The organism is Acinetobacter sp. WCHAc010034, from assembly GCF_001696615.3.
GTDB lineage: Bacteria > Pseudomonadota > Gammaproteobacteria > Pseudomonadales > Moraxellaceae > Acinetobacter.
Genome location: NZ_CP032279.1, coordinates 222,364 through 248,667 on the forward strand (window position 1 = coordinate 222,364; position 26,304 = coordinate 248,667).

Annotated in this window: 23 protein-coding genes and 1 pseudogene; 10 read left to right on the forward strand and 14 right to left on the reverse strand. The window is 50.2% G+C overall.

Annotated elements, in window-relative coordinates; translation table 11 throughout:
• Positions 1–55 precede the first annotated feature (55 nt).
• The 3 genes from BEN74_RS02400 to BEN74_RS02410 all read left to right on the forward strand — a co-directional run bounded on the left by BEN74_RS02400 (position 56) and on the right by BEN74_RS02410 (position 3,242).
• Positions 56–1,084 carry an AraC family transcriptional regulator gene (locus BEN74_RS02400; RefSeq protein ID WP_068910171.1) on the forward strand — a complete coding sequence of 343 codons (1,029 nt, stop codon included), beginning with the start codon at positions 56–58 and terminating at the stop codon, positions 1,082–1,084.
• A gap of 84 nt (positions 1,085–1,168) precedes the next feature.
• Entirely contained in the window at positions 1,169–1,543 is a 375-nt protein-coding gene (gene gcvH / locus BEN74_RS02405; RefSeq protein WP_068910206.1) for a glycine cleavage system protein GcvH, read from the forward strand.
• A 526-nt stretch (positions 1,544–2,069) separates the two neighbouring features.
• Positions 2,070–3,242, forward strand: a complete 1,173-nt coding sequence (locus BEN74_RS02410; protein ID WP_068910169.1) for an MFS transporter — start codon at positions 2,070–2,072, stop codon at positions 3,240–3,242.
• Positions 3,243–3,424: 182 nt separating this feature from the next.
• Here the strand turns inward: BEN74_RS02410 and BEN74_RS02415 are convergent, their stop codons facing one another.
• Together BEN74_RS02415 and BEN74_RS02420 are read right to left on the reverse strand one after the other, a co-directional pair.
• On the reverse strand, positions 3,425–4,600 hold the full coding sequence (locus BEN74_RS02415) for a PilT/PilU family type 4a pilus ATPase (protein ID WP_068910167.1): 1,176 nt from the start codon (positions 4,598–4,600) through the stop codon (positions 3,425–3,427).
• Between the two features lie 285 nt (positions 4,601–4,885).
• Positions 4,886–5,941, reverse strand: a complete 1,056-nt coding sequence (locus BEN74_RS02420; RefSeq protein ID WP_068910165.1) for a 3-deoxy-7-phosphoheptulonate synthase — start codon at positions 5,939–5,941, stop codon at positions 4,886–4,888.
• 702 nt (positions 5,942–6,643) lie between these two features.
• Here BEN74_RS02420 and BEN74_RS02425 point away from each other — a divergent pair.
• Entirely contained in the window at positions 6,644–8,227 is a 1,584-nt protein-coding gene (locus BEN74_RS02425; RefSeq protein ID WP_068910162.1) for an ATP-binding cassette domain-containing protein, read from the forward strand.
• 101 nt (positions 8,228–8,328) lie between these two features.
• Here BEN74_RS02425 and BEN74_RS02430 read toward each other — a convergent pair whose 3' ends face one another.
• From BEN74_RS02430 to BEN74_RS02440, 3 genes are all read right to left on the reverse strand, one after another.
• Positions 8,329–9,483, reverse strand: a complete 1,155-nt coding sequence (locus tag BEN74_RS02430) for a fatty acid desaturase family protein (protein WP_068910160.1) — start codon at positions 9,481–9,483, stop codon at positions 8,329–8,331.
• Between the two features lie 20 nt (positions 9,484–9,503).
• Positions 9,504–10,526, reverse strand: a complete 1,023-nt coding sequence (locus BEN74_RS02435) for a ferredoxin reductase (RefSeq protein WP_068910158.1) — start codon at positions 10,524–10,526, stop codon at positions 9,504–9,506.
• 314 nt (positions 10,527–10,840) lie between these two features.
• Positions 10,841–11,956 (reverse strand): S-(hydroxymethyl)glutathione dehydrogenase/class III alcohol dehydrogenase, encoded by a 1,116-nt coding sequence (locus BEN74_RS02440; RefSeq protein WP_068910156.1) that lies wholly within the window; start codon positions 11,954–11,956, stop codon positions 10,841–10,843.
• Between the two features lie 132 nt (positions 11,957–12,088).
• Here BEN74_RS02440 and BEN74_RS02445 point away from each other — a divergent pair, with 132 nt between their 5' ends.
• The gene (locus tag BEN74_RS02445; RefSeq protein WP_068910204.1) at positions 12,089–13,642 is read left to right on the forward strand and encodes a phospholipase D family protein; all 1,554 of its coding nucleotides are present in this window, start codon (positions 12,089–12,091) and stop codon (positions 13,640–13,642) included.
• Positions 13,643–13,646: 4 nt separating this feature from the next.
• Here BEN74_RS02445 and BEN74_RS02450 read toward each other — a convergent pair whose 3' ends face one another.
• Positions 13,647–14,285 carry a class I SAM-dependent methyltransferase gene (locus BEN74_RS02450; RefSeq protein WP_068910154.1) on the reverse strand — a complete coding sequence of 213 codons (639 nt, stop codon included), beginning with the start codon at positions 14,283–14,285 and terminating at the stop codon, positions 13,647–13,649.
• 144 nt (positions 14,286–14,429) lie between these two features.
• Between BEN74_RS02450 and BEN74_RS02455 the strand changes: the two genes are divergently transcribed.
• The gene (locus BEN74_RS02455; protein WP_068910151.1) at positions 14,430–14,867 is read left to right on the forward strand and encodes a hypothetical protein; all 438 of its coding nucleotides are present in this window, start codon (positions 14,430–14,432) and stop codon (positions 14,865–14,867) included.
• 20 nt (positions 14,868–14,887) lie between these two features.
• Here BEN74_RS02455 and BEN74_RS02460 read toward each other — a convergent pair whose 3' ends face one another.
• Positions 14,888–16,291 (reverse strand): PLP-dependent aminotransferase family protein, encoded by a 1,404-nt coding sequence (locus tag BEN74_RS02460; protein WP_068910149.1) that lies wholly within the window; start codon positions 16,289–16,291, stop codon positions 14,888–14,890.
• A 191-nt stretch (positions 16,292–16,482) separates the two neighbouring features.
• Between BEN74_RS02460 and BEN74_RS02465 the strand changes: the two genes are divergently transcribed.
• Positions 16,483–17,346 carry a DMT family transporter gene (locus tag BEN74_RS02465; protein ID WP_068910147.1) on the forward strand — a complete coding sequence of 288 codons (864 nt, stop codon included), beginning with the start codon at positions 16,483–16,485 and terminating at the stop codon, positions 17,344–17,346.
• A gap of 149 nt (positions 17,347–17,495) precedes the next feature.
• Positions 17,496–17,989: pseudogene (locus tag BEN74_RS02470) on the forward strand (pyridoxamine 5'-phosphate oxidase family protein).
• 7 nt (positions 17,990–17,996) lie between these two features.
• Here BEN74_RS02470 and BEN74_RS02475 read toward each other — a convergent pair.
• Complete coding sequence (locus tag BEN74_RS02475) at positions 17,997–18,608, reverse strand: DNA glycosylase (RefSeq protein ID WP_068910146.1); 612 nt, start codon at positions 18,606–18,608, stop codon at positions 17,997–17,999.
• Between the two features lie 80 nt (positions 18,609–18,688).
• Positions 18,689–19,399 carry an SGNH/GDSL hydrolase family protein gene (locus BEN74_RS02480; RefSeq protein ID WP_068910202.1) on the reverse strand — a complete coding sequence of 237 codons (711 nt, stop codon included), beginning with the start codon at positions 19,397–19,399 and terminating at the stop codon, positions 18,689–18,691.
• 181 nt (positions 19,400–19,580) lie between these two features.
• On the opposite strand from BEN74_RS02480, the gene BEN74_RS02485 reads away from it, so the two are divergent.
• Both BEN74_RS02485 and BEN74_RS02490 read left to right on the forward strand, forming a co-directional pair.
• Positions 19,581–20,951, forward strand: coding sequence for an alpha/beta hydrolase-fold protein (locus tag BEN74_RS02485; protein ID WP_086374362.1), 1,371 nt, complete (start codon positions 19,581–19,583; stop codon positions 20,949–20,951).
• 214 nt (positions 20,952–21,165) lie between these two features.
• Positions 21,166–21,921: a hypothetical protein gene (locus BEN74_RS02490; RefSeq protein WP_068910143.1), complete on the forward strand. Its 756-nt coding sequence runs from the start codon at positions 21,166–21,168 to the stop codon at positions 21,919–21,921.
• 22 nt (positions 21,922–21,943) lie between these two features.
• Here the strand turns inward: BEN74_RS02490 and BEN74_RS02495 are convergent, their stop codons facing one another.
• The 5 genes from BEN74_RS02495 to BEN74_RS02515 form a co-directional block, all read right to left on the reverse strand.
• The gene (locus BEN74_RS02495; protein WP_068910142.1) at positions 21,944–22,603 is read right to left on the reverse strand and encodes an alpha-ketoglutarate-dependent dioxygenase AlkB family protein; all 660 of its coding nucleotides are present in this window, start codon (positions 22,601–22,603) and stop codon (positions 21,944–21,946) included.
• Positions 22,590–23,450 carry a methylated-DNA--[protein]-cysteine S-methyltransferase gene (locus BEN74_RS02500; RefSeq protein WP_416240766.1) on the reverse strand — a complete coding sequence of 287 codons (861 nt, stop codon included), beginning with the start codon at positions 23,448–23,450 and terminating at the stop codon, positions 22,590–22,592. Before BEN74_RS02500 ends, BEN74_RS02495 begins: the two co-directional genes overlap by 14 nt.
• Before the next feature lie 153 nt (positions 23,451–23,603).
• Entirely contained in the window at positions 23,604–24,347 is a 744-nt protein-coding gene (locus BEN74_RS02505; protein ID WP_068910139.1) for an SDR family oxidoreductase, read from the reverse strand.
• 31 nt (positions 24,348–24,378) lie between these two features.
• Positions 24,379–25,077 (reverse strand): histidine phosphatase family protein, encoded by a 699-nt coding sequence (locus BEN74_RS02510; protein ID WP_068910137.1) that lies wholly within the window; start codon positions 25,075–25,077, stop codon positions 24,379–24,381.
• Positions 25,074–26,195, reverse strand: a complete 1,122-nt coding sequence (locus tag BEN74_RS02515) for a phosphotransferase family protein (RefSeq protein WP_068910135.1) — start codon at positions 26,193–26,195, stop codon at positions 25,074–25,076. The genes BEN74_RS02510 and BEN74_RS02515 overlap by 4 nt, the downstream gene beginning before the upstream one ends.
• Between the last annotated feature and the right edge of the window lie 109 nt (positions 26,196–26,304).

Consider the following 26,304-nt stretch of genomic DNA (forward strand, 5'->3'; position numbering starts at 1 on the left):
CGTGCCAATATAGCTTTGAACAAATAAAAAATATAAAGACTGCAACGGACCGCGCATGAAAACACCTTCTTCACGCCAAGATTTAGGCATTCCTGGCGTTTATGGATTACTGCTTTTAGATGTTGTTTCACGCTGGGGCTATAACAGCGAAACCCTGTTTGGCCCATTCCGGCTGAACAGCGAGCAGCTGGCAGACCCTGAATACCGCATCCCCACCGCACTTGCCAATGAGCTGGTGCAGCATGCCCTGCGCTTGACCGGTGAGCCGACCTTAGGCTTTCATCTGGGCACGCAAATGCGCATCTCAATTCACGGCTTCATTGGCTATGCCATTATGACTGCCAATGACATTACCGATGCCTTGGTGCTGGCCAACCGCTTCATTCAGCTGCGGATGCCCTTCCTGCAGCTGTTTTTCTCGACATTCGGCAGCAAAGCCACGGTGCAGCTGCGGACGGATGTCAGCTTGGAGCCTCTGCGCACTGAAATTGCGGTTGCCCTGATTTTCGGCATGATCAGCATGGGCAAAGCGATTACCGGCATTGACTATTCCTCCGGCGATATCGATTTCGATTTTCCCAAGCCGGATGGCTTTGAGCGCTTTATGGCGAAATTTCCGCATCATCAGTTCCGCTTTGATCAGCCGCATCTGCTGCTGAGTTTTGACAAGCAGTATTTAGGCAATAAGCTGGTGCATGCCGACCCAATTGCCAGCCAAATCGCCATTAACCAGTGCGAAACTGAACTGTCCGCCTTGGGCGAACGCCACCGCTTGGCAATGCGCGTGCGCGACATTCTGACCCATTCGGAACAGCATTATTTAAGCATTGAAGCGGTTGCGGACCGGCTGCATGTGTCCGACCGCACCCTGAAGCGCCAGCTGGCAGCCGAGGGCACTTCATTTTCAACTTTAGTCGATGAAGTGCGCTACCGCCATGCAACTTCCCTGCTTTCGCGCACGGACTTTACGCTGGAACAGATCGCCGATGAGCTGGGCTACAGCGACGTTGCCAATTTCAGCCGGGCATTCAAGCGCTGGAGCGGACGCAGCCCAAGCAATTGGCGCAAAGATCCGTATCTCTAAGCGGCTCTGATAGTTCTTTTGTTTTCTGCCAAAAGCATGTATAAACATGCCAAAAATGATTTTAATAGTTTTAAGGAGTTAGCCATGAATCATCCTTCAGATTTAAAATATGCCAGCACGCACGAATGGGTGCGCATTGAGGGTGATCTTGTCGTAACCGGCATTTCAGACCATGCGCAGGATGCATTGGGCGATTTAGTTTATGTTGAAGCGCCGGAAGCAGGTTCGCATATTACTGCCGGCCAGCAGGCGGGTGTTGTTGAGTCGGTAAAAACCGCTTCAGATATCCATGCGCCAGTTTCAGGCACTGTGGTTGAAGTAAATGCAGATTTGGAAGATGATCCGGATTTTGTCAATGATGCGCCGTATGGCAAAGGCTGGATCTATAAAATTAAGCCGGACAATATGGCGGATGTCGAAAAGCTGCTGTCCAGCGCAGAGTATGAAGCGGGCCTGTGATTTCAGCTTGCCGTAAAAATCAGCCGAATGGCTGATTTTTTATGCCTGCAAACTGTGCATTGACCGCCGCAGTGCAAAAAATCAGGCGGCTGGAAGATAGGCGCCTTGCAATATGCCAGCCCCAAAATTCTTTAAGCCGCCTTTTTAAAGGAAATTCCCTAGAGGCGGACTTGCCAGCCGCTCCCATGCAACTCTCACAGCTAAAAACTGCAGCCGATTTAACCGGAGATGCATTGCTTTACGAATGCTCTTAGGTATTTCATCAGCTGTTTCAGGCAAATCTTAAGCCCTGAGAAACAAAATCAAAATAAACATTAAAATAATCAAAATAAGATATTTAACTATATTTTTATCCATATTTAATATTAAGAACACGGTTAAATTATCATATAAAGCTATACTTTTCATTAAAACCGTCTTACACTCGTGGCCATCCCCATGACGCCTTGACTGTATTTTCAGCGGATAATAATTTTAAAAACGCTTAAGCCAAGCCGCCTGTCCGACTTTTGTATTCAGGTGAATTATGAACACTGCTGCTCAACATTTATGGAATAAGCCGTTTATTCTGTGCTTGGCCAATAACCTTTTTCTGTTTATTTTCTATTTCGCGCAAACTGCCATTCTGCCCATCTACATTGTGAATGACTTGGGCGGCAGCCTGTCGCAGGCGGGCTTAGCCATGACGCTATTCATGGCTTCAGCGATTGCGGTGCGCCCATTCAGCGGCTTGATTATTGAAAAGCTGGGCGCAAAAAAAACCCTCTATATTTCAGAAACGCTGTTCTGCCTCTTCAGCCTGGCCTATGTCATGGCGGATAATCTGACGGCGCTGCTGCTGATCCGCTTCCTGCACGGCATCTGGTTCAGCATCTTAACTACGGTCGCGGTGCCGATCGCTAACGAATTTATTCCCGCGGCGCGCAAAGGCGAAGGCATGGGCTATTTTCTGATGTCAATCAATTTAGGCATCGTGCTTGGCCCGCTGCTTGGGCTGAGCCTGATTCAAAGCATGCCTTATACAGCCATCGCGGGCATTCTGGCTGGATTCATTGTGCTTGGCTTTATTTTCTGCCTGCTCATTCCTTTGCCTGCCGATCAAAAACCTGAGCCGCGCGCTGAAAAGCGCCGCCTTGGCGTGCATGACTTTATTGAATTCAAGGCCCTGCCGGTGGCATTAATGGCCATGATGATTTCATTCAGCTATGCCAGCATCATGTCTTTTATTGCAACTTTTGCAGAATCCAAGCATATGCTTGCTTATGCCAGCATGTTTTTTGCGGTATTTGCCCTTTCCATGATGGTGCTGCGCCCAATAACCGGCAAGCTCTATGACCGCAAAGGGCCGAACGCTGTGGTTTATCCCGCCTTAATCCTATTTGCCATCGGCCTAGCGGTTTTAGCCCAAATTGAATCTGTGGCCGGCTTGTTATTTGCCGCGGTGTTGATCGGGATGGGATTCGGTTCAGCGCAGCCCTGCCTGCAGACGATTTCAATTCAGCGCTCGCCGAAAGACCGCATCGGCCATGCCACATCCACCTATTTCACCGGCTATGATCTGGGCATTGCCACCGGCTCTATTGTTATCGGCATGCTGATTGCGGATGCCGGCTACAGCGCGGCCTACCTGTGCTGCGCTGCGCTCGTGCTGTTCAGCCTGCTGTATTATAAATTTGCAGTGGCGCAAAAGTCTGCTTAACCGGACAATGCCAGCCCATTCAGCAGCCTGCTTTTTTCTTTTTGCGCTATGCATGCAGATTGGATCTGCTACGGAAAAGCCATTCTGAGCTTAGGCCATAAAAGGCTGAACTGAAAAAGACATGAGTCAATCATGCCTTGCGGATGCTGCTGAACATCCAGCAGCATTCAGAGGTACAGCCCTTAAACAGCTTCTTCTTCAGCCTTCTGCTCCGGCAGCATGCTGAAGTCTGAAGCTGCGCTTTGCAGCAGCGGGTTGGCGCGGCGGCTCTTGAGCTTGATCTGCAGGCGCAGCTCATTGGCTGAATCCGCGTTGCGCAAGGCTTCTTCATAGGAAATTGCGCCGTCATCATACAGCTCGAACAAGGCCTGATCAAAAGTCTGCATGCCCAGCTCGCGCGATTTCCCCATAATGGCTTTCAGCTCATGAAAATCGCCTTTTAAAATCAAGTCAGAGATCAGCGGCGTATTCAGCATGATTTCCACCGCCGCGCGCCGGCCTTTGCCGTCTTCGGTGCGGATCAGGCGCTGTGAAATCACTGCTTTCATATTGGATGATAAATCCATCAGCAGCTGATTGCGGCGCTCTTCCGGGAAAAAGTTGATGATGCGGTCTAAAGTCTGATTGGCGTTATTGGCATGCAGCGTGCCTAAGCACAAATGGCCGGTTTCGGCGAATGCGATGGCATGCTCCATGGTTTCCCTGTCGCGGATCTCGCCAATCAGAATCACGTCCGGCGCCTGACGCAGGGTATTTTTCAAGGCATTGTGCCAGGAATGGCAGTCCACCCCGACTTCGCGGTGGGTAATCATGGATTTTTTATGCTTATGCACATATTCCACCGGATCTTCCACGGTAATAATATGCCCTGCGGAATGCTCATTGCGGTGGTCAATCATGGCCGCCAAAGAGGTGGATTTCCCCGAGCCTGTGCCGCCGACAACCAGCACCAGCCCGCGCTTTTCCATAATCACGCTTTTCAGCGATTCCGGCAGCTTAAGCTGGACAAAATTCGGAATTTCATTGGTGATGGTGCGGATCACCATGCCGGTATGCAGCTGCTGCTGGAACACATTGACGCGGAAGCGCGAAACATTCGGCACGCTGATGGCGAAGTTGCATTCCAGCTCGGTTTCAAATTCCTTGCGCTGCTTTTCATTCATCAGGCTATAGGCGAATAATTTGGTTTTGTCTGCAGTCAGCGCCTGCTGGCCAAAAGCTTTCATTAGGCCCTGATGCTTGATGCTGGGCGGAAAATCTGCGGTAATGAATAAATCAGAACCGCCGTATTCCACGACCTTAGTCAGCATATGGAACATTAAGCGGCGCGCATCTTCCAGCAATTCGGCTGTGTACATAAAAAATTTTCCCCAAATAAATTCAGCAGCGCAAAATCACCGGACAGTTTCAGCTCTTATTTTTGCACTGATTTATTATGAAGAAAATCAAATACTTCCACAAATGTTAATAATTAATTTTTCAATATATTTTTCACATAAAATGTGCTTCAGGTCAAACATCTGCATTATTGTTTGATGCGCTGCCTTTTCAGCTCAAAAGGCAGCGCTATTTTTATCAGGCGCAGGCTGGATGCAGCGCAAGCGCCCAACAAAGCGCGGAGCAGGCCTCGCCCAGAACCCCGCTTAGGCGCTGCGCTGCAGCGGGCAGGCTTTCAGATTTTCAGCAACTTCCAGCAGCAGCTGGCAGGTTTTATCCCAGCCTAAGCAGCCGTCAGTCACTGACTGGCCATAAGCCATTGCGCAGGAAATTTTCTGCGCGCCGTCAAGCAGATGGCTTTCCAGCATCACGCCGCGTACGCTGCTTAAATGGCGCTCATCAACAATGGTGCGCAAAACTTCAGGCTGCAGCATTGGGTTTTTGCTGCTGTTGCCGTGGCTGCAGTCAATCACCAAAGCCGGCAGTTCGCCTTTCGCTTTGGCTTTCATCTGCTCAATTTCAGCCAGCCGGTAATTTGGCCCGCTGTTTGAGCCGCGCAAAATCAAATGCGCTTTAGGGTTGCCGCCTGACTCTAAAATGCTTGGCAGGCCCGACTGGCTCATGCCTAAGAACTGATGCGGATGAGAGGCGGACTGAATGGCGTCCAAAGCAATTTGAATGGAGCCGTCTGTGCCGTTTTTGAAGCCAATGCTGTACGGCATGTGGCTGGAAATTTCACGGTGAATTTGCGATTCGCTGGTGCGCGCGCCAATTGCGCCCCAAGCCAGCAGGTCATCGAAGTATGCTGTCGCCATTGGGCTGAGGATTTCCGAAGCAATCGGCAGTCCCATGGCTGCAATTTTAAGGTAGAGTTCGCGTGATTTTTCCAAACCCAATTGCATATTGGATGAACCGTCTAAGTTCGGATCATACAGGAAGCCTTTCCAGCCGACCGTGGTGCGCGGTTTTTCAATATAGGCGCGCATGACCAGAAAAATGTGTTTAGACACTTGCGCCTGCAGCTGCTTTAATTTTTCTGCGTATTCTAAAGCGGATTCAGTGTCATGGATGGAGCATGGGCCGGTAATCACCAGGAGGCGCTTATCCCTGCCTTCTAAAATATTCTGTATTGTTTGGCGCTGTTCAGCAATTTGCTGCGCAAGCGGATTGGACAAAGGCAATTGCGCCTTGAGCTGATGTGGCAGGCTTAGAATAGTTTCTTGCGCCGTAGGTTTTTGTAATGCGGTATTTAGAGCGTTCATTGGCCTTTCCTTGGGACTGCTGATCATTTCGCAGTCCGAGCTTTTATTTGAGCGTTATGGGTCTAATCAATTTCTGGTTAAGTGTTTTAATTTGACTAAAGTAAAACCAATATGCGCTGCTAAAATATGAACGGTTAAATGCCATCATGACGAATTCTCCAAAAAATTTATAAAAATCAAGACATAAAAAAACCTGACCAGGGTTGCCGATCAGGTATCAACTGGTGGGCAACCATTTCTTTGCCCAAACGCGTTCAGGCAATTATCTAAATTGCCAGAAATAATAAGAAGCGTTTGAGATTAGAGGCTGCTTTAACATCTTTGATATCATCAAAAAGTAAGTATCTGAAAATTAAAATACGCTGTATTCAGCGCTTTGACAATAGTTTTTTCAAAAAAACTGATAAAAAATCCAGCAAATCTATTCATCATTCACATAATGCCTGCGCATAAAAGGTTGATCAAAAAACCGGCTGCATGTAGAATTCATCAAACTGCTTTTCCTTCCGCATAATTTTAATTAGACCTGAATTAAACCGAGTATCCGCCAATGAAGTAACTGCTATTCAACCATCAAAAAACTGAACACCTTTTCTCATTTTTTGATGCGCAAAATAGTATGCTTCAGCGCGGAAAAATAAATAGCAAATATTTTTCAAATACTTATACTTTTTTGTGCATCCTGCAGCCGCGAGGTTCCCTATGACGCAGCAGGCATGTATTATTTCTCAGCTCAGTTTGGCGTTTCCAGACAGAGTACTATTCCAGCAGCTGCAGTTTGCATTGCCGCAGCAGCAAATTTCCGCCCTAATCGGCCGCAACGGGCAAGGCAAATCCATGCTGATACGGCTGCTGCATGGGCAGACATCTCCGGCTTTGCCTTGCGGCGGCAAAATTTCATGGCAAATGCCCCATGCCTATTTAGCGCAGCTGCAGCGCTTGAATGCTGAAACCATTGCGGGCGCGCTTGGCGTCTTAGAACTGCACCAGGCCTTTGAACGCATAAATGCCGGCTGTGGCGGTTTTGCAGATTTTGACCGGGCGGAAAATCACTGGCACCTCCCTGCGCTTTGGCAAGCGCAATTAGCAGCTGCCGATTTGCCGGCAGACTTGAATTTTCCAGTGCAGTTTTTAAGTGAAGGCCAGAAAACCAGGCTGGCGCTGTGCGCGCTATTTCTCCAGCCCGATCACTATTTGCTGCTGGATGAGCCAAGCAGCCACTTAGATGCCGGCTCACGGCAATGGCTGATTGCATGCTTAAAAGCGCATCCGGCAGGCGCGCTGATCATCAGCCATGACCGGACGCTGCTGCATGAAGCGCAGCATATTTACGCCTTAAATGAACATGGCCTGCAGCACATTGCCGGCAATTATGACGATTATGCCCTGCACGCTGAACAGCAGCTCTCTGCGCTGGAACGCCGCGCCGATCAGCAAAAGCGCGAGCTGAAGCAGTTGAAAATCAAACAGCATGAATCCTTAATGAAAGCGCAAAAACGCGAGCGCAGCGGAAAGCAGCTCCGCGCATCAAACTCGCAAGCGCCTATTCTGCTGGACTTTAAAAAGGAACAGGCTGGCCAGAGCCTTGGCGCCGTGCAAAAGCAGCAGCAGAAGCGCATCAGCAGCCTGCAAAGCGGATTAACCGCATCGCAGCTTCAAATGGAGCAGCTGAAAGCGCAGCAATTCCAGTTTCAGCATCAGGCCGTCAAAACAGGTGAAATTCTGCGGGTCACTGAACTGCATTTGCCTTATGGCCAAGCTGCGCCGCTGCATTTTGCGCTGCAGGCCGGTGAAAAAATTCATTTGCAAGGCGCCAACGGCGCTGGAAAATCGGTTTTTCTGAACATGCTGCAGCAGCAGGCTGAATTGAAAAACCCCAATATTCACTTAGGCGCGCAGCTGCTGTATTTAGATCAGCACTTCAGCTTTCTTAATCCGGAGCTGACTGCGCTAGGCAATCTGCATGCGCTGAATCCAGCCCTGTCTGAAACTGAATGGCGCAATCTGCTGGGCCAGCTGCGCATCCGCGGCGATAAGGCGCTGCATCCGCTATCCCGGCTGAGCGGCGGCGAAAAGCTGAAAATTGCGCTATTGGCGCTGAGCCACTGGCCGCAGAATATTGAATTGCTGCTCTTAGACGAACCGGAAAACCATTTGGATATTGAGTCGCGCGACCTGCTTGCCGCTGCCATCCGGCAATATCAAGGCGCTGTAATTTTAGTGTCGCATGATCCTGCATTTGCAGAAAGCTGCGGCATTGCTGAATCAATCCATTTAAGCAAATAAGCCAAATAGTCCGGGCCAATGCTTGCTGCTTTAAAAACGCAAATGCCAGCCAGCGCAGCGCTGGCTGGCATTTGACGGCTCCCTGCGGCTTGCCTGCAGCTTTAAAATTTAAATTTGCGCAGCAGCTCTGCTGCCTTCGCCTCAGAAAGCTTTGCCTCCGCTTTCCAGTCATTCGGCAATGAGCACTTCGCTAAGCGCACCCAGACGCCGGCAAACTGCTTGATAAAGCTGGCTTCGTTGTAGCGGATGCCGTATTCCGCGCACAGCGCTTTAATTTTTGGCGCAGCTTCCGCATAACGGTTTGCAGGCATGTCGGGAAATAAATGATGCTCAATTTGATGGCTTAAATTGCCGCTTAAAATATGCAGCCATGCGGTGCCGGAAAAGTTGCTTGAACCGCGGATTTGGCGCAAGTACCATTCTGCGCGGCTTTCATGCTCCGTATTGTCCATTTCAAAGGTTTCTGCATCTTCAGTGAAATGGCCGTTAAAGATCACGGCCGACGCCCATAGGCTGCGGATCACATTCGCTGCGGCATTGCCGGCAAATACAGGAATGGCATTAGGCCCGGCGATGATTGGAAAAAACACATAGTCTTTCAGCACTTGGCGCTTCATTTTCATGCGAACTTTGGATGATTCCTTCCACACATCGCGCCAGCTCTTGGTTTTATAGGCGAAAATATCTTCCAGATGCAAATTCTGAATGCCGACATACCATTCAAACAGCAGCATCAGCTGCGCAGCCAAAGGAATATTGAATAAAAAGCGCGGCTCCCACGGCTGCGACTCACTGACGCGGATCAGGCCATAGCCGACATCATGATCCATGCCGACAATATTGGTATAAGTATGGTGAATATAGTTATGGGTATATTTCCAGTCATCGCCCGTTGCGATGGTATCCCAGTCATAATTGGCGCCATTTAAGGCCGGGTCATTCAGCCAGTCAAACTGGCCGTGCATCACGTTATGGCCCAGTTCCATATTTTCCACAATTTTGGAAATGCCCAGCAGGCCTGTACCCAGCAGCCATGCTGGCGGCAGCCAGCCGGCAAACATCAGCAGGCCGCGTGAAGCAATTTCGCTATAGCGGACAAAATTGCGGATCTTATAAATATACTGCGCGTCTTTTTCATTCAGGCTGTGCATAATTTCACGGCGGACGGCTTCAATTCTGGCGCCCAGCTCTTCGAGCTGATCTGAGCTTAAATAATGCGCCTTGCTGTTTTCATTTAAATTAACGGGTTTATTCATTTTTTTCTGCCCTGCATTTTTTATAGATTAATCACGACTGGACTGATGGCTTGAGAAATGCATAGTTTAATTTGCGCATTGTTCCGGCTGTCAATTTCACCTGTGAGCATATTTTTTACCGAACCCTGAACCTTGGTGCATGAGCAGCTATTGCAAATGCCCATGCGGCAGCCATGCGTGGGCTTTAATCCGGCCAGTTCAGCGCTTTCCAGCAAATTGCTTTTGGCTTGAAATTCCCGCTGCGCGCGCAGGAATTTCACCGGCTGCGACGCAAGGCTTTCATCTGCAGGTATTTGAAAATACTCGGTATGCAGCTGCTCAGTTAAATCCAGCTGCGCATAGAGCTGCTGAACGCTCTGCATCATGGCTGAAGCGCCGCAGGCATAGCAGTCGCGGCTTTTAAAATCTGGAACCCGCTGTTCTAAGAGCGCGGCATCTGCATGCAGTTTTTGCTGCAGCGTATTGATTAAGTGAAACTTAAAATACGGGTGCTGTGCTGCCAAAGCTTGAATTTCAGCGGCGTAGGCACCGTCCCGCGTGAAATAAATCAGGTCAATCGGCTTCTGGCTTTGGCGCAGGTGCGCCGCCAATAAGGCGTAAATTGCCGTAATGCCGCTGCCGGAAGCCAACAGCAGCCTGGCCTTAGCCAATGGCTTCAGGACAAATTCGCCCTGCGGCTGGGAAATTTCCACCACAGCGCCCGGCCTCAAGGCTGTTAAGGCATTTGATACCGCGCCCTGCTTCTTTACAGCAACCGCAATTTGCCCCTGATCTGAAATATCAACAATTGAATAGCTGCGCTGATGGCGCACGCCGCCAATAAGCGCGGTCAGCAAAATGCTTTGCCCTGCCTGATAATCCTGAACTTTAAAATTTTGATTGGGGCGCAGCTGCAGCTGAATAAAGTCAGAGCTTAATGCTTGAACATCGATAATTTCAGCTTTAATTCTTTTCCATGCCCAAATTGAGTCAAATTTTTCAGCAATGAAATCAATAAAATCTTCGCGGATCCACTCCGGCTTATATTCTGTATTGCTCTGCATGCGGCCCTCTCAAAAAAATCTGTAGATAATATACAAGTGTTTTTTATTGTGATGCCAAGATAGTGCGCGGCCCATTTTGAAGCTATGTCAATACGGGACATAATTCGTCTTTTCTGAATTTTTAGCATTTTCTGTCAGACAAAATGTCATGTTTGGCCAATATGCTGATCTGCGGAGTGACGCTTTATGCAGAAGAAAATCTGCCATGCATCTTGCGCTTCATCGTTCAGGATGCTGCCTAAAACAGTCAGGCATTAAAAAACCAAGCCGGAGCCTGGTTTCTATTCACCTCAATTTTTCCAGCAGGTTTTCAATCAGCCTTCAAAATGCACCACAGAGCGGATCGACTCGCCTGCATGCATTAAATCAAAGGCTTCATTGATTTTATCCAGCCCCATGGTATGGGTGACAAAAGGCTCAAGCTGAATGTCGCCTTTCATGGCTTCTTCCACCATGCCCGGCAGCTGCGAACGGCCTTTGACGCCGCCGAATGCGGTGCCTTTCCATGTGCGGCCCGTCACCAATTGGAATGGGCGGGTCGAAATTTCCTGACCGGCGCCCGCCACGCCAATAATCACTGACTGGCCCCAGCCGCGGTGCGCGCATTCCAGCGCAGAACGCATCACGCTGGTATTGCCGATGCATTCAAATGAATGGTCTACGCCCCAGCCGGTCATTTCCACAATCACTTCCTGCACCGGACGCTCATGGTCTTTCGGATTGACAAAGTCTGTTGCGCCGAATTGCTCAGCCAGCTTGAATTTTTCCGGGTTGGTGTCTACGGCAATAATGCGGCCCGCTTTGGCTTTTTTCGCACCCTGCACCACCGCCAGGCCAATGCCGCCCAAGCCAAATACGGCAACGCTGTCGCCTTCCTGAACTTTTGCGGTATTTTTTACTGCGCCCAGGCCGGTGGTGACGCCGCAGCCCAGCAGGCAGACCTGCTCATGGTTGGCTTCCGGGTTGATTTTCGCCAGGGAAACTTCAGCAACAACGGTATATTCAGAGAAAGTGGAACAGCCCATATAGTGGTAAATTGGCTGGCCCTTATAGGAAAAGCGCGTGGTGCCGTCCGGCATTAAGCCTTTGCCCTGCGTGGCGCGGACAGCGACGCACAGATTGGTTTTGCCGGATGTGCAGAACAGGCATTCGCCGCATTCCGCCGTATACAGCGGAATCACATGATCGCCCGGCTTGACGCTGGTTACGCCCTCACCGACTTCCACTACAACGCCGGCGCCTTCATGGCCCAGCACCGCGGGAAATACGCCTTCCGGATCATCGCCGGATAAAGTGAAAGCATCGGTATGGCAAACGCCGGTGTGGCTGATTTTGACCAGCACTTCGCCGGCTTTCGGCGGCGCAACATCAATTTCCACAATTTCCAGAGGCTGGCCGGGAGCAAATGCGACAGCTGCGCGAGATTTCATGCGGTGAATATCCTTTGTTGGCTAGGTGAGCAGTTAACAGATGATCTACAGTAACCTCTTTTTATTGCATGATTCAACCTTTAACATGATGATATTATGGCCATATCATTTTTGGATGGCCATAATATCAATATGCAGATCCGCTTACCGATTCAAGCTGTTTCATTTGCCTTAATGTTATTGCCGCTCACGGGGTGCAGTTTGCCTATGAATGAATCTAAACCGGAATCTCCCGCTCAAATCCATGCCGGGCACTGGCTGAATGGAAACAGCGCGGAAACGCAGCTGGCGCAGGGCCTGACCGCCTATTTGGCGCTGGATGACGCCTTTATGAGCATTGCCTCACGCGTGCATCTGATCCGCAATGCGCAGCGCAGCATAGACCTGCAGTATTACATCTGGAAAGACGATTATATTGGCCACATGATGCTGCAGGAGCTTTTAAAGGCTGCTGACCGCGGGGTAAAAGTCCGCCTGCTGATTGATGATCAAAACGGCACGCAGCTGGACAGCGTGCTGAAGCCTTTGGCCGCGCATCCCAATTTTGAAATCAAGCTGTTTAATCCATATAAATTCCGCAAGCTGCGCGCGATTGATTACGCATTCCGCTTTAAGCGCATCAATCACCGCATGCATAACAAGCTGATTATTGCCGACGGCGCAATTGCGGTGACGGGCGGGCGCAACATCAGCCGTGAATATTTTGATGCCAGCGACAGTTTCCAGTTCACCGACTTGGATATTTTATTCTACGGTACGGCGGTTCAGCAGGCCAATGCGGTCTTCATCGACTTTTGGAATGACGATTTAAGCTATGCGGTCCCGCAGCTGCTGGGCGCAGGCGCCAAGCCGGATTTGGACAGCCTGCGCAAAGCATACGCGCTGGATGCCATTCAAAAGAATAAGGTCGAAAACAAAATTGAATTTGCGCAGCAGCAGCTGGACGCCAGCTTAAAGCACCGCGCCTTTAACTGGGCGCCGGCGCATTTTGTGGCCGACAGCCCGGATAAAATCCGCGGCCAAGCCAGCGGTCAGCAGCTGATTTACAACCAAATGCTGCGGATTATGGGCGAACCGAAACAGCATATAGAGCTGGTTTCCGCCTACTTTGTGCCGACACGGCGCGGCACGGACTATCTTGCAAGCTTGGCGCAGAACAAGATTAAGGTGCGGGTGCTGACCAACTCTTTCGCCGCCAATGATGTGGCCGTGGTGCATGCATTTTATAAAAAGTACCGGCATGACTTGCTGAAAAATGGCGTGCAGCTGTATGAGTTCAAGCCTTATATAGAGCGCAAAAAACGCACATGGTATGAAGTGATGACCGGCAATGTCATCCCGGCAAAAGGCAAAAGCGCGTCCAGCCTGCATGCCAAATTTTTTGATATTGACGGCATGGTGTTTATCGGCTCATTCAACTTTGACCCGCGCTCGGCCAGCCTCAATTCAGAAGTCGGCTTGGTGGTTGAATCTGAACAGCTGCAGAATGACATTTCTCAAGCCTTAAACCAGTATCTGCCGCAGATTGCCTATCAGCTGAAGCTGAATGAACGCAATGAAATTATCTGGCTGGATCATCAGCAGGACGGCTCCGTTAAAGAGCACAAAACCGACCCGGACACCACAGGTTTTCAGCGCTTCGCCATGAAGGCGGTGTCCTACCTGCCGGTTGAATGGATGATGTAATGACTCAGCCATTACATTTAAATACGCACAAGCCGTTAATTTCCATAAGCGCAGCTACCTCTTTAAACCCCGCCTGCCGCAGCGCCTGCAGATGCTCATCTGCAGACATATACAGTTCATTATTCTGCATGGCCTGCGGCGCATAAAGATGGTCGCAAACCCAGTATGCAGCCCCGCTTTTCAGCAGCCGCCTCACTGCCTGATGAAATGCAGCCGCATGCCGCTTATGCCGCAGCTCATGCAGCGCCTGATGAATGATGACCGCATCATAGCCATCCATCCCGCCTTCCGCGGCTAAGCTTTTTTCCCACCCCGCCTGCTTAAAGTCGCCCAGCACAAACCGGCTTCTTTCCAGCGCAGAAGAAATCAACTTACTTTTTGCAAGCGCATGTATGGCCGCTGAAAAATCAAATGCGGTATAGTGAATATCCGGACAGTTTTGCAGCAAATGCCTGGCCAGATCACCCGGCCCGGCGCCTAATTCCAAAACCTGCCCATGCGGCGCATGCTGCTGGATTTCGGCGACATAAAAGCTGAAAATCTCCGCGCGCCAAGGGCGCTTTAAGTTCGCCTCATTGGCCCACTGTTGCGCATCGGCCGGATTTTTCAAGTCTATAGGGCTGATGATGTCCTGCGGTTGCATAGTGGCCTTCTTATTGAGTTTTGAATATCATTTATACATAAAAAAGATCAGCGGGTGCAAAGGTTTTACAGCATTGGCGCATTGCTTTAAAATCACGCGCTTAGCGTTTCTTCCTTTATTTTTCTATTTTGCGATCTCCCTCCAATGCAGTTTTTTGATTTAAGCCGCCAGTTCAATTTAAGCGATATTCTAACTTCGCATAAGACTTTAAAAGAGTTAGGCGGCATGCAGTGGACGCTTTCCAAAGTGCGTGTAGAGCATGACTGCCTTTCCGGCAGCGATATTTTAGAAGGCCAGGCGGTATTGAAATCCAGCCAGAATATTCAAATTGAGCTGGAATGGCTCATTCAGGATACCGGCTTTGAACTGCAGGTCCTGTTCAAAGGCATTGAAACCGCAGCCTGTGACGAAACGCTGGTATTGGTGAAAGGCGCGCAGCTGGTGGATGCTGCCCAGCAGAAACTGTCCGCTCAGGCGCTGAGCTTATGGATTGACGGCACGCTGCTGCCGATGCTGCCGAATATCCGCAAAGAAATTAAAGCCCGGCTGAACCTTTGGGACTATGCGGAATATGACGGCTGACAGATTAAGCCTGCATCAGGCTAACTCAATGCCGGCGACGCCCGCTGCGCTTCCCGCAATGCTTCGGCCAGCACATCAAAGACGGTTTTATCAATGCATTGCGCCACATTAAAGCGCATGTACTGCCCTGCATTCCGGGCTGAGCTGAAGGAATTGCCCGGCGCCAGAATAACGCCCTTGTGCAGGCACAGCTGCGAAAGTTTTGGCGCTTCAATATTTTCCGGCAATTTGCACCACAGGAACATTCCCGCCTTAGGCAGAACCACGGGCTGAATATTCAAAGCTTCCAGCTTTTTTACGGCATCATTCATGGCTTTCTGCAGCTGTTTTTTCAGCCATTCAATATGCTTTAAATAGCTGCTGTCCATCAGCGCCTGATAGATAATTTCCGCGTTCAGGCTGCTGCTGTTGAAATGCGTCGCAATTTTCAGGTCAATCAGCTGATCAATCATCTCCTCATGCGCAGCGATAAAGCCGCAGCGGATGGCGGCCGACAGCGTTTTGGTAAAACTGCCGATTTGAATGACCCGCTGCGGGCCCATCAAGGTGAGATAGCGCGGCGCCGGCAGGTATTCAAAATCGCTGAATATTTCATCTTCAATAATGTATAAGCCCGCCTGTTCAGCCAGCTTGGCAATTTGATAAGCCGTTTGCAGCGAAAGGCTGGCGCCGGTTGGGTTGTGTATGCCCGAATTGGTTAAATACAGTTTGGGCCGATGCTGCAGCGCTTCCCTAAAGCATGCCGCATCGGGGCCATTTTTAGTAAAAGGCACGGCAATGGAGTTCAAGCCGTGGGCTTTAATCAGCGCCTTGAAGTTAAAATAGCACGGGTCATCAATTAAGATGATATCACCCGGCTTTAATAAATGCCTGAAAATCAAATCAATAGACTGCGTTGCCGAGTCAGTGATTAAAATCTGCTGCAGATTTAAAGCAGCATCATAGATTTCCCTGCGCCGCGCAATATAGCGCCGTAAAGGCACATGCCCATGCGGAATGGAATAGTCCAGCAGAAGGCTGCTGTCAGATTTTGCTGCCAGTTTCAGCGCTTTGCGGATTGCCTGTTCCGGCATCCATTCTTTGGGCAGCCAGCCGCAGCCCGGCTTCAGCGTTTCATCTGAGGCTTCCAGTGACTGTCTGGAAATCCAGAGCGGATCGATCTCTCTTTTATAGGCAATTTCACGCTCCGCCAGCAGCGCGGACGCGGTAGATGGGCGGCAGACAAAGTAGCCTGCGCCGATTCTGGATTCCAGAATGCCCGCCGAAACTAAGCGCGCATAGGCTTCAACCACGGTGGAAACTGAACAGCCCAGCTGCTGCGCATTTTGGCGCACTGAAGGCACGCGCGTGCCCGCAATAAAGGTCTTCTGCTCGATTTGCGCTTTAACCTGCTGCATCACCCATTCAATTTTAGTTTTCGGCATAAATCACACTGGCTTCTAACCGCCCCGCTTTTTTAAGGGATTCAACTTTTTCAGCTTATTAACTCAGCCCTGAAAAAGCAAATTGTATTGGCATTTAATGCATAACAGTTCTTTTGAATTGTACCGGCCTGTATCTGTTTTATTCTTTCCACTGCGCTTAAATTTTTATGCATTGATCATAGGAATTCAACATGAACCGCATAAATACAGGCTGGCTTAACGGCTTGATCGGCGTGGCTATTTTTGCCGGCTCTATGCCTGCAACGCGTTTGGCTGTACAGGGCTTCAGCCCTGTGTTTTTAACCGGCGCCCGCGCATCCATCGCGGCTGTTTTAGGGCTGATGCTTCTGATGCTGCTCAAGCAGCCGCGTCCGGCGCGCAGCCAGATCAGGCCGCTGATTATTGTGGCTTTGGGTGTAGTCGCAGGCTTTCCGCTGTTCAGCGCGCTGGCGCTGCAAAGCATTACTTCCGCGCGCTCGCTGATATTTGTGGCTTTGCTTCCTTTAGCGACAGCTGTCTTTGCGGTTTTGCGCGCCAAGGAGCTGCCCAGCCCGAAGTTCTGGCTGTTTTCGCTGATGGGCAGCGGTTTTGTGGTGTTTTTCATGCTGAATCAGTCAGATACTCAAGGCATTTCCAGCGGTGACGCCTATATGATTGCCGCCGTAATCGCCTGCGGATTAGGCTATGCCGAAGGCGCGGTGCTTTCCCGCAGTTTAGGCGGCTGGCAAGTGATCTGCTGGGCGCTGATCATTGCCTTGCCATTTATGTTGATATTAAACTGCATCTATTGGCCTGCGCAGCTGGACAGCATTCCATCGGCTGCATATTTAGGCCTGTTCTATGTATCGGTGTTCAGCATGCTGATTGGCTTCTTTTTCTGGTACAAAGGCCTGGCTTTAGGCGGCATTGCCCGAATTGGCCAAATTCAGCTGATTCAGCCATTTTTAGGCCTGATATTTTCCGCTATGCTGCTCAGTGAGCGCATCAGCCTGAGCATGATTCTGGTTTCTCTGGCTGTAGCCTGCTGCGTGGCTATGGCCAAAAAATACGCTTAGTTTAAAATAAAGCTAAAATAGCAGCAGGCCAGAGCTTCAGCCGCCTATGTTCAGCCCAGACTGCGCATGAGCGGCTTAATGGTCTGCCTGCGGCCGAATAGAAGCGCATGCAATGAAGCTTAAAAATCAATAAAAACAGGAGAATAAAAATGAATCTGCACAACTGGCAGCATATCCGCAAAGTCGTTGCCGATGCGCAGCGCGCTGCCATGCATTGCTCAATTGCCACAGTGGATCAGCAGCTGCAGCCGACCATCACCCCAATTGGAACGCTGTTTCTGCATGAACAGGGCTATTCAGGTTTCTTTTTTGATGCCTATTCAGGCGCGCTGGAAGAAAATCTGGCGGCAAACGCCAAAGCCTGCATTCAGGCCGTAAACAGCAGCCGCTTCTTTTGGCTAAAGTCGCTGCTTAAAGGCGAATTTCAGGATATCCCGGCGTGCGCTTATATGCGGAAATTGGCCCATTGCGTCCAGCAGCGGCAGAAGAATCAGCGCGCGTGAATGCGCAGCTTAAAGCGCTGCAATGGACGAAAGGCAGCCGGAAGATCTGGTCTGACGTCACCCATGTCCGCGACTTTAAAGTGCATGGCTATAAATGGGTGCAGTATCCTGAAATGATGCCGAAGCAGCCGGACTTTTAAATCTTACTTAAAGTAAGCCTATTTCCACAAATAACTGGCGGTAGGCTTCAGCTTTCTTCTCCAAAGCCAGCGGATAAGCCCGCGATGAAGACGGCATGCGGTATAAGCTTAAATCACGGCCGGCAAAATGCGTCCGGCTGGATGCGCCAATCACCGGTTTTTCCGCGCTTTCAGGCATCGACAGCATGAGGGTATCGGTGGCCTTGTCGCCCGTGGTCATAATGCTGCGGCAATCCGGCATTTGTTCCAGAAGCATTTTCAAATCCGTCGGCGTATGAATCTGCAGGAATTTATCCGCCGCATTGCCCTTCAGGCGGATGACCTGATAGGCCGTATCAAAAATTCCGATGCCTTTTGCATTGAGGAAATCGCGGATCTGCTGCTCTTTAAAGCGTTTATTTTCAATATCCAAAAAATGGTTTTTATCCTGAAAAAAGCACAGGCCGAAGATTTTCCACATATCATTCTGAAAATTCGGATAGTAAAAATCCATTTTCCAGCGCGTTTTCGGCGGTGGAAAGCTTCCGAGCATTAAAAGCTTGCCATTGGCAGGCAAAAACGGCGCCAAAGGATGAGTTTCGATTGCAGCCTCAGTGGAGGAATGTTCAGTATCGGTCATAGCGGGTTCATTGAATGCGTCTATCTAACTATCAGGAAGGCGGATGTGCAGAAAAGCGCTTTCAGCAAATAAAGGAGAATTTAAAACTTCCGGCGGATTTTAGCCGCTGCTTCCTGCGCCCATATTTTGTAGATTTCCTTGCTGGGATGAAAGCCGTCGGCCGCCATTTCCAGATTCAGCGCCTGATATTTTTTAAGGTCATATTCAATCCATTGCATAGCGGGCCTGTGCTGAATGAATTGCGCCAGCTGCTTATTCATTTGCTTGGCGTATTGCCCAAACAGCCAGCCCAGCGGGTTCGGCAGCGCCGGAAACAAATGCATCGGCGGCACACCGGCAGCAATAATCAAATCCGGCGTGAATTTATCTTCAATTAAGCCGTAAAATTTCCGCTGCTGCTTAATCCACGCCTTGGCGGACATTAACTTGGTCACATCATTGACCCCGACCGAGGTCAAAACGGCATCATAATGGCGCGCTTCAAGCGCATTTAAACTGTCAATGACCTGCGCCGTGCTGTCGCCGGTTTTTGCGTGAAGTTTCCAGCTGACTGCATAATCAGCCTGCAGTTCTTTCAGCACCGCGCCCAGCAAAGCGGCTTCATGCGTCGCCACGCCCACGCCGGCCGCCGCCGAGTCGCCGGCAATTAAAATCGACAAGGCTTTTCCGCTACCGGACTGCCCTTCGCGCATGCCTTCCGGCTCCGGCAAGCGCGGCGTGTTTTTCTTGACGCGCAAGCCTTGAAACACTAAGGCCGGAATTAAAGCAAGGGTGGCTGCTTTTAAAATCATCATGGCGTGCCGCAGCAAGGGAGTCTTTAAAAGTTTAGTCGATTGATTCAGCGCATGCATTGACTGAAGCGACCATTGCGTAGCATTTTAAAATAGATATTTCACATTTATGCTGGCAGATACACTTAATAATGATTATCATTTATTGTATTTCATATTCACTGTTGAATTGCCTTTTATCATGCTGAAAAAAATAAGTTTTGCGCTGTTCAGCAGCGGTTTTGCCTTTTCCGCGCCGCAGCTGCTGGCCCAGCCTGCGCCTGCCGCTGCCGAACAATATGCCTATGCTGCACCATGCGAATCTGTTCAGCCTGAGAGCCGGCGCCTAAAGCTGCTTCAGGCCAAACCCAAGCAGTCCGCTAAAATCATTGAACAATTCTGGCAGGATATCGCGCAGCAAGGCACGCCGCTGGCGGAAAAAATTGACGCGCAAAACAGCCGGATTATTTTCTTATGGCGCGGCGCCATGCACAATGTTCGCCTGATTGGCGGGCCAAGCAATGATCATGAATGGCTGACCCGCCTGCCCAATACAGATATCTGGTTTAAAGAAGCTATTGTGGACAGCCGGTTTATCGGCAGCTACAGTTTTGCAGTAGATTTGCCTAATGTTGAAGGCTATTTATCCCATTACTGCCCGCATTTGAACCCGGAGCTGAAAGAGTCCCGCGCGCAGCGCCGCGCCGTGCTGCAGGTGCAGAAACTTGACCCTTTCAACCCGCAGACCTATTTGCCTTTAAGTGATGCATCCGGCTTAAGAAATGAAAATTACACCGCGCTGGACAATGCGCCGGCCTTTGCCAATCCGAAGGATTTTCCCGGCTTGGCCAGCCCTGAAGTCAAAAGCTATACCCTGAACAGCAAGCTGCTGCATAATCAGCGCACGGTTCAAATCTATCAATCCAAACGTACCAACCCCAAGCAGGACTACGTTACCGCTATTTTCTTTGACGGCCGGCAGTATGCAGACCTGCTGCAGGTGCCGAAAGCTCTGGATATTTTAGTCAGCCAAGGCAAGCTGCCGCCCATTCAGGCGGTGTTTGTGTCTGCGCCAGATGATGCGCAGCGCCCCAAAGAACTGACGCCGAATGCTGAATTTACTGCATTTTTTGGCCAGGAATTGCTGCCATGGATAGACCGGCACTTGCCGGCTGAGCGCAATAAGCGGAAAACAGTGCTGCTGGGTTCCAGCTTAGGCGGCTTAAGCTCGGCCTATTTGGCCTTGAAGTATCCGCAGGAAATCAGCCATGCGGTGCCACTTTCAGGTTCATTCTGGTGGCAGGCGCAAGAAACTGACCTGCCGAATGGCATGAGCAAAATCATCCGGGCGCAGCCGCATCAGCCGAAGCAGCATTGGTTTATTTCCGCCAACAGCTATGAAAGCTCGCGCAATAATAATGGACTGAGCATTTTAGAAACTTCCCCGGCGGTCGCGGCCGACTTGCGGGCCAAAGGCCATGATGTCGCGTATAAAAGCTATATCGGCGGCCATTCCTACGCCATTTGGCAGGTCACGCTGCAGGAAGCGCTGCTGCATTTTTTTGCCGAATAGCGCCGCATGATGCCTTTGCTGAGCATTTCCGATGCAGGCTTGCAGATCTAGTCGATCCAGCCCTGCTTTTTCACAGCTCCTGCCGGCGCAGCCAAGCGCGGTTCAGCGCAAAAATCTGCCGATTTTCCTGTTGCCCGGCCTGAAATTGGCTATGCTAAAGGCCAAGCCTGCAAGCTAAGGCTTAGCCTTAAAACAAAGATAGAAGGAATTGCCGATGATGAATAGAATTTTGGCCGCCAGCCTGCTGATGGCCAGCAGCCTGCCTGCTTTCGCCTTGAATCCGGCGGAGCAAAAGCAGGTTGGGCATATCATCCAGCTGTTTAAGCAAAACAATGCGCAAGCGATTGCGCAAAGCATTCAGTATCCATTGAACCGTGAGGCGCCGCTGCCGGCAATTCAAAATGCCAAAGAAATGCAGCAGCGCTTCGCTCAGGTCTTTGATGCCCAGCTGAAACAGGACATTGCCCAGTCCAAGCTCAGCCAGTGGGATGCAGTCGGCTGGCGCGGCATTATGCTGGACAGCGGCAAAGTCTGGATGAATGACGGCAAGATCACTGCGGTCAATTACAGCAGTCAGGCCGAACAGCAGCTGAAGAAACAGCTGATTGCGCAGCAGAAGCAAAACCTGCACCCCTCTTTGCGCAGCTTTAAAGCGCCGGTTTTCAGCTTTTCGACCCAGAGCTTTGCAGTACGCATTGATGAGCTGCAAAATGGGCAGTACCGCTATGCCTCATGGAAAGCGGGACAGGCGCAATCGGCCAAGCCGGCACTGGTCTTAAATAAAGGCACTGTGCAGTTTGACGGCAGCGGCGGCAATCATCACTATGATTTTAAAAGCGGCAGCTACAGCTATACGGTAGAACGCAATATTATTGGCGCCAGTGAAACGCCGGAAGTGAATTTAACAGTGAAACAGGCCGGAAAAGTGATTTTAAATCAGGCCGGCAGCTTATTGACGAATGCAAAATAAGCTGGAACCGCGCTGCAAAGCATTATTCTGCGGAATAGCTGACTGGCGCCTTGCCTGCATCCGCAATGGTTCTGAACGTTAAGCTGATGCGCGGCTGCCGGATCCGCTTGGCAAGAGGCAGATGATGCAGCCAGTGGTTCTGCGTTACATCTTTCATCAGCAGCAGACTGCCGTGTTCCAGATGCATCTCAACTTTTTCCCCAGTCTGCTTATGCTTAAACAGAAAACGCCGTTCGGCGCCTAAGCTGAGCGAGGCAATTGCGCCGTTCTGTTTCAGGTCTTTTTCGCCGTCACTGTGCCACGCCATGCCTTCGCTGCCGTCATGATACAAATTCAGCAGGCAGGAATTGAACGTTTCTCCTGTCCAGCGCTCCACCCAATGCCTCAGCTGCAGCAGCTCTTCTGTCCACGGCAGCGCGTATTTGGTCGTTTTGGAATAGGTGTAGGCATAGGGCAGATTGCCATACCACGCTACCTTCCTTTTGGTGGCAATGCGCTTGCCGAAAATCACTGCCTCATCATGCTGCCATGCAATACGCCGCATCAGCAGCTGAAAAAAGTCATCGGCAGCTTTGCTGTTCAGGATTGGCCCGTAATACTGCACCATGCCGTCATACGGCAGCAGGTTTGGCGGCTCATCCGGCATGCCCTGAACTGCATTATTTTGATCAGGCAGGTTCATGCGCTTTTGCTCCTTCCCAGCCAATGATGGCTGTTTTGCGCGGCGCGCCCCATTTATAGCCGCCAATAATGCCTGTTGCGCGGATTACCCGGTGGCAAGGGATTAAAAATGCTACAGGATTGCTGCCAATCGCAGTGCCTACGGCCCGGCCGGCTTTGGGCTGGCCAATCTCCGCAGCAATTTCACCATAGCTTGAAAGCTGCCCCAGCGGGATTTTCAGCAGGCTTTCCCAAACTTTCAGCTGAAATGCCGTGGCTTTTAAATGCAGCTTGATTTCCGGCAGGGAATTTGAAGCAGAAAAAATGCTTAAAGCGCTTTGCTGCAAAGCATCCAGCTGCTCAATAAATTCAGCTTGGGGAAAGGCCTGAACAAGCTGCCGGCGCGCAAGGTGCCGGTCCTGCTCAAAAGCCATATGGCAAATGCCTTTCCCTGTCGATGCAATAATGACCTCGCCAAACGGCGTAGCGCTGAAACTGTAGTGAATTGAAAGATTTCTGCCCTGATTTTTATATTCCGCCGGGGTCATGCCTTCCAGCTGCACAAACAAGTCATGCAGCCGGCTGGGACTGGACAGCCCGGTATCATAAACCGCCTCTGCCGCCGCTTTGGATTTTTTTGATGCCAAAATATTCTTGGCATATTCCAGGCTGATGTACTGCAGAAATTTTTTCGGACTGACGCCGGCCCACGCCTTGAACTGTTTCTGAAAATGAATCGGGCTTAAATGGACAGAGGCTGCTATTTCATCCAGCGCTGGCTGATTTTTAAAATTTTTATGAATGTATTCAATTGCATCTGCAATCCGTTCATATTGATAATGATCTTGACCGTCATCCGCTTTCATCATGCATGCCTTCATTACGCTTTGATAGAATCAAAACATAAATCCAGAACAGAAAAAATCTGAAACTTGTGTTTTGCAGCTTTTGCTATTCCGCAGCCATCCCGAAAAAGCAAAAGCTCCTTGCGGAGCTTTGAAACATGCAATCCGCCTAAACACTCAGCCGAGCTTATTGACTAATTTCAGCGGCAGGACTTTCATCGCTAAGCCCAGCGGCAGCCAAGGCCATTTCGGCACATAGGCTTTGACTGGGGCTTTTTCAATTTCCGCTGCCAATAAGCGCGAACCGGTTTTTTCATCCACCTCAAAAGGCAGTTTTTTGGCGCCTTCATTGATTTCTGTACGGATATAGCCGGGAAAAATAGTGCTGACTTTAATTGGCGTATCAAGCAGTTCCGCGCGGATGCCTTCCGCCAAGGCCGCCACGCCGGCTTTGCTGGCGCCGTAAGCCGTCAAATGCTTAGGCATGCCGCGCATGGCGCTCATCGAGGAAATCACCACCAGATGGCCTGAATTCTGCGCGCGGAAAATTTCAACAGCAGCTTCACACTGCGCCAAGGCGGAAATAAAGTTGGTTTCAACCGTCGCGCGGTTCACGTCAAAGCTGCCCTTGCCGATGCGCCGTCCGCCGCCAATGCCAGCATTGACAATTACCCGGTCAATCGTGCCGAAGTCTTTTTTAAAAGCGCGGAAAACTTCAAATACCTGATTATAGTCGGTCACATCCAAAGTCTTGGCTATCACCTGAATGCCGTACTGGCTTTCTAGTTCCTGCTTCAGCGCTTCCAGACGCTCCAAGCGCCGCGCGCAGATGGCCAGATTATAGCCTTTTTTGGCAAATTCGCGCGCCATGCCGGCACCTATGCCTGAACTTGCGCCGGTAATTAAAATTGTTTTCGCCATGACCTTTCTTCCTGTTTGATTTTTTCTAAAATCAAATCCATGTCAGTAAATTAGGATTTTCCGCCTTAATGAAATGATGCTCATTCAGGCTGAGTAACTGCGGCTCATTGCCCACTAAGCGCAGCGTGGTCATGCTGCTGTTGGCAATCGCCCAGTTCAATGCAAAGGTTTTATTCGGGCTAAGGCCTAAAATTTTGCCGGCAGCCACGGAAATGACGCCGCCGGAAGTAAACACCACCGCATAGCGCGGCTGGGTTTTGGCCAGCTCATTGCATAGATTCTGCAAGGCGGTTTCGACGCGGCGCTTAAAATGCGGCCATGACTCTTCATATTCATGGTGATAGTCGCCGCCGGTCCAGCGCTCAATCGCGCCTTCAAAAATTTTAGCCAAATAAGCCCGTGGGTTGTCTTCTTTATCCACATCAGCTTTGAGCAAATGCGGCTCGTTGAAGCGCGGTTCATACTGGGCAAAAACCTGCTGATGATTGAACTCATTCCAGGCGCTGTCTGTCACCACGCTGGCTTCAGGAAAGCATTGCTCCAGCGCAATGCCCGCAGTCTGCTGATGGCGGCGCATTGAACCGGCAACCGCATAGGGCGCTTCTTTCAAAATGCTGTCAAAATACTGACCTAAAATTTTCGCCTGCAATTCGCCGTTGGGAGAAAGCTGGTCATAGCTTTCTGCGCCGAATGAAGCCTGCCCGTGGCGAATCAGATAAATCGTGGTCATTTTCCTAACATTTCCTTCATTTTTACAATATATTTGTGCGCAACATCATTGGCTTCAAGTTTATGCTTGCCAATCAGCTTCAGCGCACGGATGTGCAGCGCATGAATGACGATCCAGAAATCCTTAAAGGCCGGATTCTTCGTTTGCCTGTGGTAATAGCGGTAATAAATCTGCTGCGCAATCACTGCCAGGCGGAAAATGCCGAAGACTTCATAAAAGGTCCAGTTATCAGTCTGCAGCCCGGTTTTTTGCAGATAATAATCCACCACTTCTTTGCGTGTGAACATGCCTTTTAAATTGGTCGGCTGGCGGCGCGTAGCTTTGAAAATTGGGCTGTCATGCTCTTCCACCCAATAGGCCAATGCCGAACCCAAGTCCATTAAAGGATCACCCAGCGTCGCCATTTCCCAGTCCAGCACGCCAATCACTTCTGTCGGGTTTTCAGGGTTTAAAATGATATTGTCAAAGCGCCAGTCATTGTGAATGATGCAGGTTTTAGAGTCGGCAGGAATATTGTCTTTCAGCCATTTGCGCACCAGCTTAAATGAAGGCGCATTCAGCGTTTTGGCTTTTTCATAGCGCGCATCCCAGCCTTCAACCTGGCGGCGGCAGTAGCCATCGCCCTTGCCCAGCTGTTCCAGCGCCGTACCCTGATACGGCACCTGATGCAGCTCAATCAGCTTGTCGATGACATTGATGCACAGCTCGCGCACCTGCGCTTCACTGAAATTCAAATTCTTCGGCAGATTGGCGCGCGGAATAATGCCTTCAACGCGCTTCATCACATAAAAATCGCAACCGATGACCGATTCATCCTGGCATAAGGCCACCATTTCCGGCAGCACCGGATAAAACGGCGCAAGATTTTTCTGCACATTGTATTCACGCGCCATGTCATGTGCAGACTTGGCTTTTGTGCCTTTAGGCGGGCGGCGCAAGATTAAATCCGCATTTTCATATTTTAAGCGGTAAGTCCAGTTGGAAGCGCCGCCGGAATACTGAGTGACTTCTACCGGGCCTGAAAGCTCTTCACCCTGCTCAATCAGCCAATTTCCTACGGCGCGGACATCTAATTCCTCGCCCTCGCGCACTGATCCGCCAATATCAATCACTGACATTTTATTTCTTCCTAAAACCCTGAATTTGTATTTTCTAAAAAAGGCTTAATATGAATTCACTGCATCTTTTTCTTATAGCATGACTCCCGGTTTGAAGTCACGGCTATAA

Excerpts from the sequence above, each read along its gene's own strand:
- BEN74_RS02400 (WP_068910171.1), top strand. The coding sequence starts at position 56 with ATGAAAACACCTTCTTCACGCCAAGATTTAGGCATTCCTGGCGTTTAT.
- gcvH (WP_068910206.1), top strand. The coding sequence starts at position 1,169 with ATGAATCATCCTTCAGATTTAAAATATGCCAGCACGCACGAATGGGTG.
- BEN74_RS02410 (WP_068910169.1), top strand. The coding sequence starts at position 2,070 with ATGAACACTGCTGCTCAACATTTATGGAATAAGCCGTTTATTCTGTGC.
- BEN74_RS02415 (WP_068910167.1), bottom strand. The coding sequence starts at position 4,600 with ATGTACACAGCCGAATTGCTGGAAGATGCGCGCCGCTTAATGTTCCAT.
- BEN74_RS02420 (WP_068910165.1), bottom strand. The coding sequence starts at position 5,941 with ATGAACGCTCTAAATACCGCATTACAAAAACCTACGGCGCAAGAAACT.
- BEN74_RS02425 (WP_068910162.1), top strand. The coding sequence starts at position 6,644 with ATGACGCAGCAGGCATGTATTATTTCTCAGCTCAGTTTGGCGTTTCCA.
- BEN74_RS02430 (WP_068910160.1), bottom strand. The coding sequence starts at position 9,483 with ATGAATAAACCCGTTAATTTAAATGAAAACAGCAAGGCGCATTATTTA.
- BEN74_RS02435 (WP_068910158.1), bottom strand. The coding sequence starts at position 10,526 with ATGCAGAGCAATACAGAATATAAGCCGGAGTGGATCCGCGAAGATTTT.
- BEN74_RS02440 (WP_068910156.1), bottom strand. The coding sequence starts at position 11,956 with ATGAAATCTCGCGCAGCTGTCGCATTTGCTCCCGGCCAGCCTCTGGAA.
- BEN74_RS02445 (WP_068910204.1), top strand. The coding sequence starts at position 12,089 with ATGCAGATCCGCTTACCGATTCAAGCTGTTTCATTTGCCTTAATGTTA.
- BEN74_RS02450 (WP_068910154.1), bottom strand. The coding sequence starts at position 14,285 with ATGCAACCGCAGGACATCATCAGCCCTATAGACTTGAAAAATCCGGCC.
- BEN74_RS02455 (WP_068910151.1), top strand. The coding sequence starts at position 14,430 with ATGCAGTTTTTTGATTTAAGCCGCCAGTTCAATTTAAGCGATATTCTA.
- BEN74_RS02460 (WP_068910149.1), bottom strand. The coding sequence starts at position 16,291 with ATGCCGAAAACTAAAATTGAATGGGTGATGCAGCAGGTTAAAGCGCAA.
- BEN74_RS02465 (WP_068910147.1), top strand. The coding sequence starts at position 16,483 with ATGAACCGCATAAATACAGGCTGGCTTAACGGCTTGATCGGCGTGGCT.
- BEN74_RS02475 (WP_068910146.1), bottom strand. The coding sequence starts at position 18,608 with ATGACCGATACTGAACATTCCTCCACTGAGGCTGCAATCGAAACTCAT.
- BEN74_RS02480 (WP_068910202.1), bottom strand. The coding sequence starts at position 19,399 with ATGATTTTAAAAGCAGCCACCCTTGCTTTAATTCCGGCCTTAGTGTTT.
- BEN74_RS02485 (WP_086374362.1), top strand. The coding sequence starts at position 19,581 with ATGCTGAAAAAAATAAGTTTTGCGCTGTTCAGCAGCGGTTTTGCCTTT.
- BEN74_RS02490 (WP_068910143.1), top strand. The coding sequence starts at position 21,166 with ATGATGAATAGAATTTTGGCCGCCAGCCTGCTGATGGCCAGCAGCCTG.
- BEN74_RS02495 (WP_068910142.1), bottom strand. The coding sequence starts at position 22,603 with ATGAACCTGCCTGATCAAAATAATGCAGTTCAGGGCATGCCGGATGAG.
- BEN74_RS02500 (WP_416240766.1), bottom strand. The coding sequence starts at position 23,450 with ATGATGAAAGCGGATGACGGTCAAGATCATTATCAATATGAACGGATT.
- BEN74_RS02505 (WP_068910139.1), bottom strand. The coding sequence starts at position 24,347 with ATGGCGAAAACAATTTTAATTACCGGCGCAAGTTCAGGCATAGGTGCC.
- BEN74_RS02510 (WP_068910137.1), bottom strand. The coding sequence starts at position 25,077 with ATGACCACGATTTATCTGATTCGCCACGGGCAGGCTTCATTCGGCGCA.
- BEN74_RS02515 (WP_068910135.1), bottom strand. The coding sequence starts at position 26,195 with ATGTCAGTGATTGATATTGGCGGATCAGTGCGCGAGGGCGAGGAATTA.